This is a genomic window from Clostridioides sp. ZZV15-6597, assembly GCF_020657815.1.
Taxonomy (GTDB): Bacteria; Bacillota; Clostridia; order Peptostreptococcales; family Peptostreptococcaceae; genus Clostridioides.
Genome location: NZ_JAGWCT010000091.1, coordinates 1 through 15,761, shown reverse-complemented (window position 1 = coordinate 15,761; position 15,761 = coordinate 1). Strand labels below are relative to the sequence as shown.

16 protein-coding genes are annotated in these 15,761 nt (G+C 27.0%); 13 read left to right on the top strand and 3 right to left on the bottom strand.

The annotated features are described in order from the left end of the window. The first annotated feature begins 135 nt into the window (after positions 1-135). The 6 genes from KGF52_RS16395 to KGF52_RS16370 all read left to right on the top strand — a co-directional run bounded on the left by KGF52_RS16395 (position 136) and on the right by KGF52_RS16370 (position 6,658). Complete coding sequence (locus KGF52_RS16395; protein ID WP_227840909.1) at positions 136-2,892, top strand: sigma 54-interacting transcriptional regulator; 2,757 nt, start codon at positions 136-138, stop codon at positions 2,890-2,892. Between the two features lie 131 nt (positions 2,893-3,023). Continuing rightward, a complete protein-coding gene (locus KGF52_RS16390) occupies positions 3,024-3,503 on the top strand; it encodes a PTS sugar transporter subunit IIB (protein ID WP_227827456.1) in 480 nt (159 codons plus the stop codon). Positions 3,504-3,518: 15 nt separating this feature from the next. Further along, complete coding sequence (locus KGF52_RS16385) at positions 3,519-3,941, top strand: PTS mannose transporter subunit IIA (protein WP_227840908.1); 423 nt, start codon at positions 3,519-3,521, stop codon at positions 3,939-3,941. A 28-nt stretch (positions 3,942-3,969) separates the two neighbouring features. Further along, positions 3,970-4,761 (top strand): PTS mannose/fructose/sorbose/N-acetylgalactosamine transporter subunit IIC, encoded by a 792-nt coding sequence (locus KGF52_RS16380; RefSeq protein ID WP_227827458.1) that lies wholly within the window; start codon positions 3,970-3,972, stop codon positions 4,759-4,761. Then, a complete protein-coding gene (locus KGF52_RS16375) occupies positions 4,754-5,554 on the top strand; it encodes a PTS system mannose/fructose/sorbose family transporter subunit IID (RefSeq protein WP_227840907.1) in 801 nt (266 codons plus the stop codon). Before KGF52_RS16380 ends, KGF52_RS16375 begins: the two co-directional genes overlap by 8 nt. 48 nt (positions 5,555-5,602) lie before the next feature. Beyond that, positions 5,603-6,658, top strand: a complete 1,056-nt coding sequence (locus KGF52_RS16370; protein WP_227827460.1) for an SIS domain-containing protein — start codon at positions 5,603-5,605, stop codon at positions 6,656-6,658. Between the two features lie 195 nt (positions 6,659-6,853). On the opposite strand, the gene KGF52_RS16365 is transcribed toward KGF52_RS16370, so the two are convergent. From KGF52_RS16365 to KGF52_RS16355, 3 genes are read right to left on the bottom strand one after another with little or no spacing between them, the layout of a single operon-like run. Further along, the gene (locus KGF52_RS16365; protein WP_227840906.1) at positions 6,854-7,603 is read right to left on the bottom strand and encodes an ABC transporter permease; all 750 of its coding nucleotides are present in this window, start codon (positions 7,601-7,603) and stop codon (positions 6,854-6,856) included. Then, positions 7,597-8,559, bottom strand: a complete 963-nt coding sequence (locus tag KGF52_RS16360; protein ID WP_227840905.1) for an ABC transporter ATP-binding protein — start codon at positions 8,557-8,559, stop codon at positions 7,597-7,599. Before KGF52_RS16360 ends, KGF52_RS16365 begins: the two co-directional genes overlap by 7 nt. 3 nt (positions 8,560-8,562) lie before the next feature. Further along, a complete protein-coding gene (locus KGF52_RS16355; protein ID WP_227840904.1) occupies positions 8,563-9,021 on the bottom strand; it encodes a GyrI-like domain-containing protein in 459 nt (152 codons plus the stop codon). A 357-nt stretch (positions 9,022-9,378) separates the two neighbouring features. Here KGF52_RS16355 and KGF52_RS16350 point away from each other — a divergent pair, with 357 nt between their 5' ends. The 7 genes from KGF52_RS16350 to KGF52_RS16320 form a co-directional block, all read left to right on the top strand. Then, positions 9,379-9,735, top strand: coding sequence for a GntR family transcriptional regulator (locus KGF52_RS16350; RefSeq protein WP_227433053.1), 357 nt, complete (start codon positions 9,379-9,381; stop codon positions 9,733-9,735). A gap of 72 nt (positions 9,736-9,807) precedes the next feature. Then, positions 9,808-10,524 carry an ABC transporter ATP-binding protein gene (locus KGF52_RS16345; protein ID WP_227840903.1) on the top strand — a complete coding sequence of 239 codons (717 nt, stop codon included), beginning with the start codon at positions 9,808-9,810 and terminating at the stop codon, positions 10,522-10,524. Further along, positions 10,517-11,341: an ABC transporter permease gene (locus tag KGF52_RS16340; RefSeq protein ID WP_227827465.1), complete on the top strand. Its 825-nt coding sequence runs from the start codon at positions 10,517-10,519 to the stop codon at positions 11,339-11,341. Before KGF52_RS16345 ends, KGF52_RS16340 begins: the two co-directional genes overlap by 8 nt. Before the next feature lie 10 nt (positions 11,342-11,351). Next, on the top strand, positions 11,352-12,563 hold the full coding sequence (locus KGF52_RS16335; protein WP_227827466.1) for a hypothetical protein: 1,212 nt from the start codon (positions 11,352-11,354) through the stop codon (positions 12,561-12,563). 8 nt (positions 12,564-12,571) lie between these two features. Next, positions 12,572-13,384 carry a hypothetical protein gene (locus KGF52_RS16330; RefSeq protein ID WP_227827467.1) on the top strand — a complete coding sequence of 271 codons (813 nt, stop codon included), beginning with the start codon at positions 12,572-12,574 and terminating at the stop codon, positions 13,382-13,384. An 11-nt stretch (positions 13,385-13,395) separates the two neighbouring features. Further along, positions 13,396-14,664 carry a hypothetical protein gene (locus KGF52_RS16325; protein ID WP_227840902.1) on the top strand — a complete coding sequence of 423 codons (1,269 nt, stop codon included), beginning with the start codon at positions 13,396-13,398 and terminating at the stop codon, positions 14,662-14,664. Positions 14,665-15,686: 1,022 nt separating this feature from the next. Continuing rightward, a partial coding sequence (locus tag KGF52_RS16320) for a helix-turn-helix domain-containing protein (RefSeq protein WP_139046823.1) occupies positions 15,687-15,761 on the top strand: 75 nt, incomplete at its 3' end.

The following is a 15,761-nucleotide window of genomic DNA, read 5'->3' as shown; positions in this document are numbered from 1 at the left end:
TATGTGTATAGTATTTTAAAATTTTACTCTTACTTAAAAAGTATAGAGTTGTTTTTATATGTACTTTATTCCTAAATTTGCACTAATATATAAATGATACATTGGTATTATTGATATTTATATTGGAGGTTGATTATGAAGAATGAGATTTTACGTTTTATAAATGAAAAGGTATTATTTAACAATTTTGATGAACTTAAAAACCAGAGTGGTATAGTAACAGAAGATATAGTAAAAAAATTTAATTTAAGTAGAACTCAATCAAGCAGATTATTAAATGATTTGGTAAAATCTGATAATCTTATAAAGATAAATAGTAGACCTGTTATCTTTCTACCAAAAAATAAGATAAATGATGCAATAGGTCCTACGAAAAAAAGTATTTATGAAAGTGTTGATGAACTTAATAATGAGTGTAAATTATTAAAGCAGGAAATTGTATTTAACAGTATTATAGGTCATGAAAGTAGCCTAAAAGAGGCAATAGAACAAATAAAAACCGCTGTACTTTATCCAAATGATGGACTTACAATAATGCTAACAGGCGAAAGTGGTGTAGGTAAAACTTTTTTAGCGAAGGTAATATATAAATATAGTGTAAGTAGTAATATATTAGAAAAAAATTCTCCATATAATGTACTAAACTGTGCACAGTATTATAATAATCCAGAGTTATTATCAAGTATACTATTTGGACATGTCAAGGGGGCTTATACTGGAGCAAATGAATCTAGAGCTGGGTTAATAGAGAAATCTGATGGTGGTATATTATTTTTAGATGAGGTACATAGATTAAACAGTGAAGGTCAGGAAAAGTTATTTACATTTATGGATACAGGTACATTTTCTAGAATTGGAGAGAATGGAGTAAATAGAAGTGCTAAGGTAAGACTAGTATTTGCTACAACAGAAAGCTTATCTGAGTTTTTGCAGACTTTTTTAAGAAGAATAACTATAAATATTTATGTTCCAAATATAGAGGAAAGAGGAACTATTGAAAAAAGGAAGATTATAGAACATTTTATATATGAGGAAAGTAAGGTACTTGGTTTACCCATAGAGATAACTCAAATTACATTAAATACGATTTTAAAGATAAAATTCAAAGGTAATATAGGTGAATGTAAAAATGTAATAAAATATGCATGTGGAAGGGCATATGCAAAAAATCAAAAAAGAAATGGAAATATTTTTGTTACACTTCAAGACCTTCCTAGAAATATTTATATAGAAAATGTAGATATATTTCAGTTCCAAAGTGCTAAAAGCAAAAGTATTGTGTTTTCTCCTAAACAATTTAATATTGAGACATCAAATGAAAGAAATAAAAGAAATATAATATATCAAAGTCTTATAAAGTGTTTAGATTATTTTGATAGACTAGAAAAAAAAGAAATAACGAAAGAGTTATTTAGTGAAAAGAGTTCCAACTTAATGATTAGATTAATGGATAACTTAGTTTTTTCAAATAATGATGAAAATAAAAATGTACTTATGGAGCTTATAATATCTATAATGCAGGACATATTTAGAAATTTAGAAGTTAACAACAATATAAAATATGATGGGAATAATGTATTAGCATTTTCTTCGTATCTTTATTTGAAGGATGAGTCTTATCAATTGTCTGATGAATGTAAAATTTTACAAAGTAAATTACTAACATATTTAAAAAAAGAGAATTACAAAGAATACTCTATAATAAATAAAGTATCAACATTAATAGCAAATAGATTGGATATGTACCTTAATAATGTAGATATAATTATAATGATTATATTTATTAAGTCAACAGTTATAAGAATGAAGTCTAATAAAATTAATGCAATGATTATAGCACATGGGTATGCTACTGCTAGTAGTATGGCAAATGTATGTAATCGTATGTTGGGTAAAAATGTATTTACAGCTATTGATATGCCAATAGATGCGACAATTGCTGATGTATCAAATCAAATGTCTAGATACTTGGAAGGAGATAGGATAAAAAATGGACTAGTTGTGTTATTTGATATGGGCTCTCTTAATCTGATATATGAAGATTTAAAGAGCAAAATAAATAGTCCAATGTTGTTTATAGACCAAATATCCACTATTTCTGCACTAGAGGTAGGCAATTTATTAATGCAAGGTAAAAATATTGAAGATATTGCAGAAATTATGGATGAAGAAATTAAACCCAATATACAATTGTATTATCCTCAAAAAAATAAGGAGTATGCTATAGTATCTTCTTGCTTTACTGGGATAGGTACTGCTATAAAAATCCAACATCTACTTTCAGAAAGTTTAATTGGTATAGTTGATGTTAAGATAATACCTCATGATTATGAGAGTCTTGTTTTTATGGGAGATAAAGATCCAATTTTTAAGATGTATGATGTATTGGCAATAGTAGGAACTGCTAATCCAAATGTAAATGGAGTAGATTTCATACTGTTAGAGGATATAATATCAGGAAAAGGAGAAGAGGATGTCTTTAGAATATTTAGTAAAGTAGTAGAAAGTGAAAAAATCAAAAACATAAATGATTCTATCATAAAGAATTTTTCTTTGACTAGAGTAATAGATAGTCTGACTATTTTAGACTCAAAAAAAATAATAGAGAGAATAGAAGAAGGAATCAACGCTATAGAAAACAATCAAAAGAAAAAACTTCCTAATGACAAAAAAATTGCTTTATATGTTCACTTAAGTTGTATGATTGAAAGATTAGTTAGACAAGCTGAGATTGAAGAGTATACTGATATGAATTTATTAATTAAAAACCATCACAGTGAAGTTAAACTAATAAAAAATGCATTTAGTGTGCTAGAAAAGAGTTATAGTGTGCAAATATCTATTTCAGAAATAGGATACATCTATAATATTATTTATGGTTCACTTCAGTAAAATACGGTATTAAAAAATAAATAAATAAAATTAAAAAAAGTATGCCACTAGTTGGCATGCTTTTTGCTTTTATAAGTAAACAAGAGGATAAAAAATAAAAATTTTAATATATAATGGAGGATTTGAGGAAAATGATATCTTTAATGAGGATTGATGACAGACTAATACATGGGCAGGTGGCATATGGATGGACAACATCACTAGGTATAAATGTAATATTAGTTGCAAATGATGAAGCAAAAAACGATCAAATGAAAGCCATGTCATTAAATTTAGCTAAGCCTAGTAATGTAACTTTATATATAAGGGGGATAGAGGAATCTGGAGAAATAGTAGAAAAATTTGCTTCTTCAAAGAAAAGTAATGTATTAGTATTGGTAAAAAATACAAAAGATGCTTTAGATGTAGCTAAAAACTCAGGAGGAGTTTTAAAAGAAATAAATGTAGGTGGATTAAGATACGAAGAAGGAAAGAAGAAGCTGACAGACTTAGTTGCTGTTGATGATAATGATATAAAAAATTTTAAAGAAATAGCTGATTTAGGAATTGATATAGAATTTAGAATGTTACCTAGAGACAAAAAGAAAAAATTATCAGACTTAATAAAATAATTTGGGAGAAAGAAAATGAAAAAATTTTTAATTGCAACACATGGAGAATTGTCTAAGGAGCTTGTTGAGACAAGTAAATTAATAATTGGTTCATTAAGTAATGTTGAGTACTTTTGTATGACAAAAGATAAATCAGCAGACGATGCTGAGAAAGAAATGATAAGTATATTATCAAATAACAAAGATAATGGAGAACTTATCATACTAACAGATATATTTGGTGGAAGTGTAGCAAACATATGTACTAATTTACTTTTGCAGGGGTTTAAATTTGAGTTATTAACAGGAGTAAATTTACCAATGCTTTTGGATATTCTTTTATCACTAGAAGAGGATGCAAAGCTATTAGCTAAATCGGGTTTAGAGGAAGCGAGAAATGGAATTGTTCATGTAAATGAATTATTAGAAAATAAAAATGAAATCAAGAATGTGATGTAATTAATGTAAATTAAGAGGGAGGTTCACTATGTTAGTACAAGCTATTATGTTAGCTATTATAGCAGGCTTTGGTATATTAGATGGACGTATATTTGGTCAATCTATGTTTGATAGACCAATAGTTACAGGGGCATTAGTAGGATTAGTTTTAGGAGATATAAAGTCAGGAATTATGATTGGTGCACAACTTGAATTAATTTGGATGGGAATTGCAGGAATAGGTGCAGCTACTCCTCCAGATGTAGTAACAGGTGGTGTATTAGGTACAGCTTTTGCTATATTATCAGGAAATGGTGCAGAAGTTGCTCTAGCTGTAGCAGTGCCAGTAGCAGTCTTAGCACAATCTCTTGGAGTATTAGTTAGAATAGTAAACTCATATTTTTCTCAAAAGGCAGTTTTCTATGCTAAACAAGCTGACTTTAAAAAGGTTACCATAATGATGTGGGTGCCAGTAGTATTATTCTTTTTAAGTACATCAGTTCCAACATTTTTAGCAATTATGATTGGTGCTGATAAAGTTACAACATTAATAAATGCAATACCTAAAGTTATACTAGATGGATTAGGTGTTGCAGGAACATTGTTACCAGCAGTAGGATTTGCACTACTTATGGATATGTTACTTTCAAAAAAGATGTCTGTATTTTTCTTTATAGGATTCCTCTTAGCATCTTATGTTGGACTAGATATAACTGCAATAGCGTTGTTTGGAGTCTGTGTAGCAGTTATATTAAACTTTTATATTAATAACAAAGAAAATAGTCAAAATCCTCAAGTAGCAACTAATATTTTAACGGAAGGAGAGATTGACTTTGAATAAACTAACAAAAAAAGAATTAAGAAGTATGTTTTGGCGTTCATTTGCTCTTCAAGGTGCATTCAATTATGAAAGAATGCAAAATTTAGGTTACTGTTATGCAATGTTACCTGCAATAAAGAAGTTATATAATAAAAAAGAAAATCAAGCAAAAGCAATAGAAAGACATTTAGAGATTTTTAATACAACCACAGTAGTAGTTCCTGCTATATTAGGTATAACCGTAGCTATGGAAGAGGAAAATGCTAATAATCCAGAATTTGATGAAAGTTCAATTAGTGCTGTTAAAACAGCTCTTATGGGACCTCTTGCAGGAATTGGGGATTCGCTGTTTTGGGGAACATTTAGAATTATAGCGGCTGGAATAGGAGTATCACTTGCAAAAGAAGGAAATATATTTGGACCACTATTATTCTTACTATTGTACAATATCCCAGCATTTGCTCTAAGAATACTTGGACTTAAATATGGATATAAAGTCGGGGTAAATTCCCTTGAAAGAATACAAAGAGAAGGGCTTATGGAGAAAATAATGTCTATGGCTACAACAGTTGGTTTATTTGTTGTAGGAGGAATGGTTGCAACAATGTTAAGTATAACCACTCCATTAAAATTTAATTTAAATGGTGCAGAAGTGGTTTTACAAGATATATTAGATAAAATAATACCTAATATGTTGCCTTTAACTTTTGCATTTGTAATATATTACATGTTAAAGCGAAAGGTAAGTGTAACAAAGTTAACTCTAGGCATTATAGTGGGAGGAATTGCTTTACATGCAATAGGATTATTATAGAAACAAAATTATAATTTATTGAATATATGAATAAGGAAGGCATACAAAATGAGAATACAAGATTATATGTTAGAAACACCAGTTAAAATGAGAGAAATGATATCTAATGCAGATAATTTATTTAATGAAATTAAGAAAGAAGATATAAAAAAGATTATAATAACAGGTTCAGGTACTAGTTACCACTCAGGATTGCAAGTACAACCATATTTACAAAATTTATTAGACATAGATGTTGTAGAAAAGTATCCATTTATGATAACTGAAGATACGTTTAAATTTGATAATAAAAATACTTTGGTAGTAGGAATATCTCAAGGTGGAAGTAGTTATTCTGTATATAATGCTATGAAGTTAGCTGAAGACAAAGGTTGTAAAATAGCATCTATGGCGGGTTGTAAAAATGCTCTGATAGATGAGATTTCTGACTATATATTAACAGTGAATTGTGGTGAAGAAAAATCTGGTGCGAAAACAAAAGGCTTTTATTGCACAAAGTTAAATTTAATGTTATTAGGTCTTCAAATAGCTAGAGAAAAAGGAATAATATCTAGTGAAAAGTACAATGAAGAGATAAATAAGATATTAGATGCAATAGATAGATTTGAATCAGTATATAAATCATCTGAACAATGGATTGAAAGAAACAAAGAAAAGCTAGTTAACGCTAAAGAAATAAGAATAGTAGGCAACTCTGATATATATGGAGATACATTAGAGTCAGCATTAAAATTATTAGAGACAATGAGAATACCTGTAACTGGATATGAGTTTGAAGAGTTCATACATGGTGTGTACAATGCTATAAATAGTGATTCTACTATATTTATACTAGATACAGGAAAAGAGCCTAGAGTAACTAAGATGGTTGAAGTACTTTCTGGATGGACAGACAATGTATTTGTCATAGGTAGAGATGTTGCAGAAGAAGACAAAAATTTAAAGGCAAATATTATAGATAACCCTTACTATCAAACGTTTAACTTCATAGTACCTATACAATTGATATGTGGAGAAATACCTACATTAAGAGGTATAAACCCAAGCATTCCAAAAGATACTAAGTTCCACATGAAGTTAGGTAGTAAGAAGTTTAATAAGTAATTATACATATAAGTACTTTAGTTTATAGTTTCTTGTATAAATTTATAAATATACACTTAAGTAGCATGAATTATAAAGGTAGTGTCTCAAAATGATTTTAATTAATCATTTTGGAACACCACCTTTTTTAGTGTATCTTTAGTGTATATATAATAGATTAGTTTTTTACAAATCTACACACATTATCTTCAAAAATTAACTTACCATTTCTTTTTTTAGTCTCCACATAGCAAGTGCGAAACTTCCACAACATAATATTAAAAATAACACTATAACAGGTAGTATATCTCCAACCAGAATAGTTTTACCAAATATTAGGCTACGTAAAGTATTAATAACATGGGTAAATGGATTGAGCATAACTGCTATTTTTAATCCTCCAGATAAATCTTCAACAGGGAAGAGAGCAGAGCTTAAAAAGAAAATAGGAAGTACAATGGCAGTCATAATTGTTTCATAAATTATTTCATTTGGTAATAATAGGCTTATAGCATAAGCAAGACTTGATAAAAAAAAGGCTGTCATAAATATCAATACTATCATTATAGCAATTCCACCAATACCAGATGCTATTTTTACTGAAAAGAATATGCTTACTATGCATAAAATTGCTACTTCAATAAAAGACACTAGGATAGCTTCTAGTAACTGACCAAAGACAATGGAATATCTACTAATAGGTGCAATTAAAACTCTATAAAAACTTCCGCTATTTTTCATTATAAAATTGATGATACCACCACTACTACATGATGAAAAGATAACCAATACAATTATACCTGGAAGTATAAAAGCTGTATAATTATCAATATTCATATCACTCATAGTTTGGTTTGCGACAGAGCTATAAAGTACAAGCCAAAGAAGAGGTTGTAATATAGTAACTACAAATGAAATTGGATTTTTAAAACGCCATTTCATATTACGCCATAAGATATTTAACATTTCCATTCCTCCTTTGAATCCTTTTTAGAACTTGTTAATGCTAAAAAAACATCTTCAAGACTTGGTTCTACAATTTCTATTGCATCAAACTTTATATTATGCTCTAAAAGAAATTTATTTATTGAAGTAAGTGCAGTTCTACTATCTTCTACACTTATAAAAAGTGAATTTCCTCGTACATTCATAAATTTAACTAAGCAAGTATTTTTAATATCATTTTTATATTTTTTTATATCTTCATTATCATGAAATACGATACGAAGTATGTTTTGCTTAATATAACTACGCAAACTAGATGGTGTTCCTTGTGCCAAATCTTTTCCATTTTTCATAATACAGATATTATCACTTAGTTGTTCAGCTTCTTCAAGATAATGAGTAGTTAGAAAAATAGTTGTACCATATTCATCTCTAATTTTTAGTAGCATATCCCACATAGCTTTTCTTGAATCTACATCCATACCAACAGTAGGTTCATCTAAAAATAGAATTTTAGGAGATGACACCATATTCATAGCTATATCTAATCTACGTTTTACTCCACCAGAATAAGATGAGGTAGGATACTTTAAGTAACTAGTTAACTCAAATTTTTCAATTAAAGAGTTTATTCTTTCTTTTGCAACTTGTGGTTCCACTTTATACATTTTACTTTGGAATAGCATGTTTTCCATAAGAGACAGGTGTTCATCAATAGATATTTGTTGTGCTACACAAGCAATTTGAGTGCGTATCCAAGATGGATTATTTATTAAGTCTTTTCCAAACATTGTTACATTACCAGCTGTAGGTTTGTAAAAAGTGGTCAAAATATTGATAAGCGAAGATTTACCAGCACCATTTGGACCAAGCAAAGAAAAGATTTCTCCAGCCTTTACACTAAAACTTAGACCATTTAAAGCTTTTACACCATTTTTATATTCTTTTACTAAATTGTTGATTTCGATTGCCAACATATATTATTCCTCCTCTTTAAGTGGAAATATGATTTCTGTAATATATTTATCTGGATTACCTTTTATTAGCATACCTGGTCCTTTAATAAATACTTCTCTCCAAGGAGTTTGTATCGTTAGATTATTTTCATGAATATATTTAAATATCATTTCATATGTTTTTGGCAAATTACTATATGAACCCATGTGGGTAAAAAACAAAGCTTTTGTTTTAGGAAACTCTTTTATTGTTACACCTATACGATTTGGAGTTTCAGCAGTTGGTACACATAACTCCATTTTTCCTATGCCAGTTTCTTGGTCAACATTATGGTAGCAGAAGAATGGTGCACCATTTGATTTTCCTTTTATAGATTTAAATACATTTGGAAAATATTTTGTTGCTTCAGTCATAGGTCCATTGTAACTCATAGTAGCTGCTGTGACTGATTCGATGTTTTTAATTTCAATTTTATAATTCATTTGTTTTCCTCCCTAAGTATGTTTATAATGGTTTCATTAATCCATTAAGTATTAGTACAATATAAGATTTTTGATTCGTTGATGAGATAACCTTACCTTGTCTGCTTGTTTTCAAGTCTAACATAACATAAAATATATATCCTCTCATTTGATGCTCGATTTTGTAAACTTATTATTTGAATTTTGATTTCAATGATTTAATAAATTAAAATCAAAGAATTTATAAAAAAGTGTTTACAAATCAAGTGTATTAATCGTATAATACACTTAATGAAATATAAAATGAAATTTAAAGTAGGAATGTATTTTTTTAGAAAAAGTGTATTATAGTATTAATACACTAGAATAGGAGGAAGTATGAATTTTGAATTAGATAATACATCTCCCATTTATTTGCAAATAATAAAGCATATAAAGAGACAAATAGTAACCGGAGAATTAAAACCAGGAGAAACAATACCATCAAGAAGAGAAATGGCACTTAATTTAAAAGTAAATTTAAATACTGTTCAAAGAGCATATAAGGAGATGGGTGATATGAATATAATAAATACTTTTAAAAACTATCAGAGTAGCGTGACAGTTGATGAAAATATATTAAAAAATCTAAAACTAGAGCTAATAAATGAATCTTTAGTTGTATTTATAGAAGATATGAAGGCGATAAATGTTACTAAAGAAGAAGTTTTAAAGATAATAGAAGATAGATATTAGTTTTTTAATAAATATAAACACTTAACTTATAAGGTTAATTGTACAAGCATATTAAATATGGAGGACACTAATATGATAGAAATTAAAAATGTAAGTAAAACATATAAAAGAATGCAAGGGCTAAAAGTAAAAAAAATAGAGGCTTTAAAGAATGTAAGCTTCAATATTGAAAAAGGAAAAATAACAGCTTTACTTGGGATAAATGGTGTTGGTAAGTCAACAGTATTAAAAGCAATAGCAGGACTTATAAAAATTGACAGTGGAGAGATTTTAATAGATGGAGAAAAAATGAATAAAAACATATATAATAAACTTGCATTTGTTCCAGATGTAGAATCTCACTTTAGTAATACAACAATAAAAGAGTCATTTGAATTTATGGAAATTTTTTATCCAAGATGGAATAAAGAAAAATCAAAAGAAATGATGGATATATTTAAACTGAATGAAAATGAAGTAATTGACAATTTATCTAAAGGAAATATTGCAAGAGTAAAATTAATACTTGGATTTTGTCAAGACCCAGACTATATATTACTTGATGAACCATTCACAGGGATTGACTTGTTTAAAAGAGAAGAATTTATAGGGGTAATAGCACAATATATGAAAGAAAATCAAGCTATTATTATAACAACTCATGAGATAGTAGAAATAGAAAGCCTAGTTGATGAAGTTATAATTCTTGATGAAGGTAAAATAATAACATCATTTAATGCAGAAGATTTAAGAGAAAGAGAGGGTAAGTCTATATTAGATAAAATGAGGGAGGTATATAAGAATGAATAAGCTTCTATGTCTAATAAATGTAGATTTAAGGAGAAATAAGAGGTTTTATATAGCTTATATATCTTTTTTATCTTTAATTACACTGTGTTTAAATTTATTTGAAATTATTAAATTTAAGAACTCTAAATTTATTATAAACTTAGCAATAGAGGATTTTGGAGGTGTATTTTATGGAATAGGTGTAATTGGGAATCTTAGATGTATCCAAATAATTTTACTGTACGGAATATTGGGAATGTTTACATACTATATTTTTATGTGGAAAAGAGATTTCTTTTCTAAAAATCAAAGTATTTATACTTTAATGATGTTACCGCAGGATAAATTTAAGCTTTGCATATCTAAGTCAATAGCTTTGATAACAATGGTATATGGTTTTTTGATAAGTCAGATAGCAACATTATTTATATGTAAATATATATTTAATTTTATTTTTAGAAATATTCCAATAGTTAATATGTCCTTTGCTCAGGATTTATATTATTTAAATTTAAAAAGTATTCCAATCGATTTTGTTTCTTTTATAACAATTTATGTGATTTTACTGCTTTTAGCTATTTCTTTTTTAAATTGTTGTATATTATTCACATTTTCTTACAGAGGTAAACTTTATGTGATTTTAATTACCTTGATAATTTTGGCAGGGCTATATTTTTCAACAGTGTATATAAATATAATTAGTTTGTTTAGAAAGTATTATGGATTTGTTGGAACACAACTTAATTCTTTAGGTAATTATGTATTAAGTTTTATAGTTATAATGTTTATTTTAAATGGAATCTCTTATTTTTTAATAAATAAGAAGTTGTCTGTTTAGGAGGTGTGTCATGAAATTAAAATCTAAAGTATCTATACTTATTATATTTTTAGCAGTAGCAATATATTTTAGTATAGACATATTGAACAATGAAAACAATTTAAGTATAAAAACTATAAAAGGTGACCCAGATGAATTGGACTATATAAACATAGATTTTGGATATGATTTTAATGGATATATAAATTCAAGATATATAATAAATGGAAGTAATAAAACTAAAAAAACAGAATTATTAAAATCAATAAAAGAGAGTGAGAATACGAATAATCTAATCGATGTCTCTAGTGGTTTAGATTCAATAGCTCATGTTGGTTTTGAAATAAATGATGATTCTAAATCTAATTCAAGAGGGATAAATTTTGTCATAGATGAGAAAAAAGAAGACCTAGAAAAAGGTGTATTTATGTCAGAAGGAAGTGATAAAAAAATTGAATATGAAAAACTAGATATGAACAACTTTATAAGAACGAGATATAAAGTAGATAAAGATATCGATGAGTATCATGTAAAAGTACTATCATCAAAAAGATACAAAAAAGACTTATATGTGTCTGTGCTTTATGCTCCAAGTGACTCATCAGAAAAAGATGAAGAAGCTTTGAGTACTATAGATATAATAAAGATTAATACTAAAAATAAAAAAATAGAGACGATAAAAAGTATAAATATAAGCAAGTATCTTTTTGAAAAATACAACAATATACAAAGTATTGATGTAAGTTATTCTAGTAAAGATGGAGATAAAATGTATATTTTGATAGAAGCAATAAATGCAAATACATGGGACGATGTTGCTTCTAAGCTAAATTTACTTGAGTATAATGTTGAAGAGAATAAAGATAACATAATAGAATTAAAAAGTTATGATAGAATGTCTTTGGAAAAAGCAAAGCTAAAAGATAGTAAATTATATATGATAATGTCAGAAAGAGATAATGCCAATAAAAGTAAAGAGATAAATTTAATAACTTATAACATACTAGATGGCGGTTTAGTTGAAGATAAATATGTTTTGGATGAAAAAGAAGAAAGAAGCATTAGAAACATTGAAATTGATTCAAATAAAATCATTGTATGTACATCAAAAATAAATCCCGTACTACCTTGGGACAATAAGACTATCCTATATATAATAAATAAAAATTCGAAAGAAATAGTGTATAAGGGAGAATTACAGTTTAATAGTTCAAATAGCAATTTAGAATTTGGAATAAAGTAGGTGAATTGATGAGAGATTTAATGAAGTTATTTGAGTTTGATTTAAAAAGAAACATAAAAAATTATATATTTATAATCATTTGTTGCTGTTCGATTGTATTTTTAAATCTAGTGAAAAATTTAAATGATTATAATTATATAATAGAGAATGCAGTAAAAACTGAGCAGTTATCAAAAGTAGGAAAGACAATAGAAACAGTAAGTGTCATGGGATTTTCAAGTTTTGGAAACATAATGGGTTCTATACAATCATGTTTTTTGTTTGGTATATTTGTGTGTATTTGTTATGCTTTCTTTATTTGGTATAGAGATTTTGATATGAAAAGTAAATCTATATATACACTTATGATGCTTCCTAAAAATAAAATTAATATTTATATATCTAAATTATTAAATGTATTGTTTCTAGTGTATAGCTACACGATATTATTTACTATAACTTTATTTATTGCAAGTAAGATACTACCGAATTATATGCTTGGTAGTATTACAAACTATAATTTTGTACAAGAAACAATATATAAGTTAAATATTTTACTTCCATACAGCTTTGAGAACTTATTAGTAGAATATGTATTTTTACTAATAGGAGTTATATGTGTAGTATTTACATCAATTCTTATAAATAAATCTGTGTATAAGATGAGGGCTTTAATGAGTTTTCTATTTTTAGTTATAGAAATTCTAATATTTATAATTCTTGTAGAATTTATTATACCTTATGAATATAGTAATGTATTTACTGTAGTATATTCAAGTGTGAGTATATTTGTATGTAGTTTTGTGTCTAATAAACTTTTAAATAATAAAATTGACTTTTAGGAGGTGTATATATGAGAGAAAAGAAATTAGGAAAATATACAATATGTTTTATAACAGTATGTTTATCAATGATTATTATGGCTTTGATATTGAGTTATCTTAATAAAAATAAATTATCTATAAGAACTTTAAATGGCAATATAAAGGATATAGGAAGAGTGAGTTTAGTATATACACCTAATATAAGTAAATATACTTATGAAGAAGTAATCATAAGTAAAAATGGGACAAGAAATGATACAAATCCTAAAACTAAAATTGGAAATGATTATTTGCATATTGATAAGAAATACAGCGATTTTATTGATGATAAAGGAAGCGAATTTATATATAAAGATGATTTGAATATAGGTGTAGCATATACTTCTACTAAGTCTAATTCAGTACATGAAAGAAACAATTTAAATGATTATATAAAAGTTTCAAATAAAAATTTAAAAAGTGGTTTAGAAGAAAATTTTGATATTGATTTAAAAAAATCTGATTTTAAAGAAAATAGCTGGCGAACTGTTTTTAACCAAATATATAGGGGAAATTTATATATGGTGATTAGTGAAACCAATGTTTCAGGTGCTACAGTCAATAATATTTGTATATTAAAGATAGACATAAAAAATAAATCCTATAAATTATTAAATAGATTTAATTTAAATTCGCAAAGCAAATACCAACAGAGTATTAACGAGATTAAATTTTCTATTGGAACTAAACTTTATTTGGAGAGATTAAATAACAAAGATATAAATGGTGACATTGAAGGTCATGATAATTATTCAGATTTTATTGTATATGATATAGAAGAGAATTCTTTCAATAAAAGTAATAAGTTTATGGATAATTTAAATAAAGAAAAAAATGCTGACCAAAGGGAAAGGGGTTTATTAAGTAAAACAAAGTTAGACTATATTGTTAAAGATAACAAACTAAATATTATAGTTACAGATAAAAGTCGTTCTATAATTAATCTTGTTTATAGTGTTGATTCCAATGAGATTAATTTAGAAGATTATGAAAGGCTTAATTTAAAAGTAAATTATGATGAAGCGTTATCTGGTGTTAGAAAAGTTAAGTTGCTAGATGATAAAATATATTCTATTTCAAGTGTAAAGGAAAATATTTCAGGAGAGAAAAAAGGAAGTGGAGTTACTTCTGATATAGTTGGAACTAAACCAATAAAATTTCAAGTATTTGATATGAGTCTTAAAAAAACAGTATATGAAGCTGAATTGATAAATGGAGATGTAAGTTTACAAGACAAGTTGTTTTTTGTAGCAAATTAAATAATAGTATTAATCTTATAACTTTAGATTGGTATACTTTTATTATATAAAAATGAATAAATAAAAATAAGGCAAGATAATTATACGTATATTTTGATTATCTTGTCTTATTTTTATCTTTGATATAAAAGCAATCTGAATAATATTTTTTACATATTATAAATATTCTAATATACTTTAATTTAATTCGATATTTAATTCACTTAAATTTGAAATGATAGTAATATAGTGGTAAAATTAATTATTAGAATATTAAAAATAATAGATAAATAATACATTATACTTGAAAAGGGGGAGAATTTAAAAATGAGCAAAAAGTATATAAAAGCAGGAAATTTAATTGATTAAAAAATAGCTACGCACACTCGTGACTTTAGTCATGAGTTAGTAGCTAAAATAGTCAGCATATAGGGAAACTTATATGTAGAGATAGGATAGAACCTATCCAATACTACTTGAATTGCTGGAAACCCCTAAAGCTAACCAAACTAAAACATAAGGATGAAATAAACCTAAGTGTGAAAGTTACGAAAGTGGAAAAAATTGGTTAGATGGTATAAGGTTAAACCCTAAGTACTTTAAAATGGGCAATCAGCAGGTAAGCTCCGAATAGGAGAAACTTCAACGACTATTCCTCTTGAGGGAAGTACACTACAAGCTATCGGTAGTGGAAGTGGGTAGACCTTAACGGATAATGCCGAAGGATAAGATATAGTCTGTGCTTGCATGAAAGTGTAAGAAGTTCATAAGAGAACTGCATAGGTAATAGCGAACTTATGTGAACGACAACCTCAAAAATGATAAAAGTTAAGACTTATGGTTCTTACATATGTTATTTAGAAATAAATATAAAAACCTTCAAAATGCTTGTTTTAAATAATTACATTTGTTAATGTTATTATGGGTGATGAAAAATGGAAGTGACTCATGGGATATGCATATTTAGTACAATACCATATAGTAAGGTGTGTAAAATATAGATATCCAGTATTAATATAATCATAAAAAATAAGTAAAGTGAGGTGGTAGTAGTGGAAAAAGCTTATAAGTTTAGAATGTATCCAAATAAAAAACAGCAAGAGTTAATTAACAAAACT

Bases quoted from the DNA above. Each gene is read 5' to 3' on its own strand.
- KGF52_RS16385 (WP_227840908.1), top strand. From the start codon at position 3,519: ATGAAAAAATTTTTAATTGCAACACATGGAGAATTGTCTAAGGAGCTT.
- KGF52_RS16335 (WP_227827466.1), top strand. From the start codon at position 11,352: ATGAAATTAAAATCTAAAGTATCTATACTTATTATATTTTTAGCAGTA.
- KGF52_RS16330 (WP_227827467.1), top strand. From the start codon at position 12,572: ATGAGAGATTTAATGAAGTTATTTGAGTTTGATTTAAAAAGAAACATA.
- KGF52_RS16345 (WP_227840903.1), top strand. From the start codon at position 9,808: ATGATAGAAATTAAAAATGTAAGTAAAACATATAAAAGAATGCAAGGG.
- KGF52_RS16360 (WP_227840905.1), bottom strand. From the start codon at position 8,559: ATGTTGGCAATCGAAATCAACAATTTAGTAAAAGAATATAAAAATGGT.
- KGF52_RS16355 (WP_227840904.1), bottom strand. From the start codon at position 9,021: ATGAATTATAAAATTGAAATTAAAAACATCGAATCAGTCACAGCAGCT.
- KGF52_RS16395 (WP_227840909.1), top strand. From the start codon at position 136: ATGAAGAATGAGATTTTACGTTTTATAAATGAAAAGGTATTATTTAAC.
- KGF52_RS16380 (WP_227827458.1), top strand. From the start codon at position 3,970: ATGTTAGTACAAGCTATTATGTTAGCTATTATAGCAGGCTTTGGTATA.
- KGF52_RS16370 (WP_227827460.1), top strand. From the start codon at position 5,603: ATGAGAATACAAGATTATATGTTAGAAACACCAGTTAAAATGAGAGAA.
- KGF52_RS16390 (WP_227827456.1), top strand. From the start codon at position 3,024: ATGATATCTTTAATGAGGATTGATGACAGACTAATACATGGGCAGGTG.
- KGF52_RS16340 (WP_227827465.1), top strand. From the start codon at position 10,517: ATGAATAAGCTTCTATGTCTAATAAATGTAGATTTAAGGAGAAATAAG.
- KGF52_RS16325 (WP_227840902.1), top strand. From the start codon at position 13,396: ATGAGAGAAAAGAAATTAGGAAAATATACAATATGTTTTATAACAGTA.
- KGF52_RS16365 (WP_227840906.1), bottom strand. From the start codon at position 7,603: ATGTTAAATATCTTATGGCGTAATATGAAATGGCGTTTTAAAAATCCA.
- KGF52_RS16350 (WP_227433053.1), top strand. From the start codon at position 9,379: ATGAATTTTGAATTAGATAATACATCTCCCATTTATTTGCAAATAATA.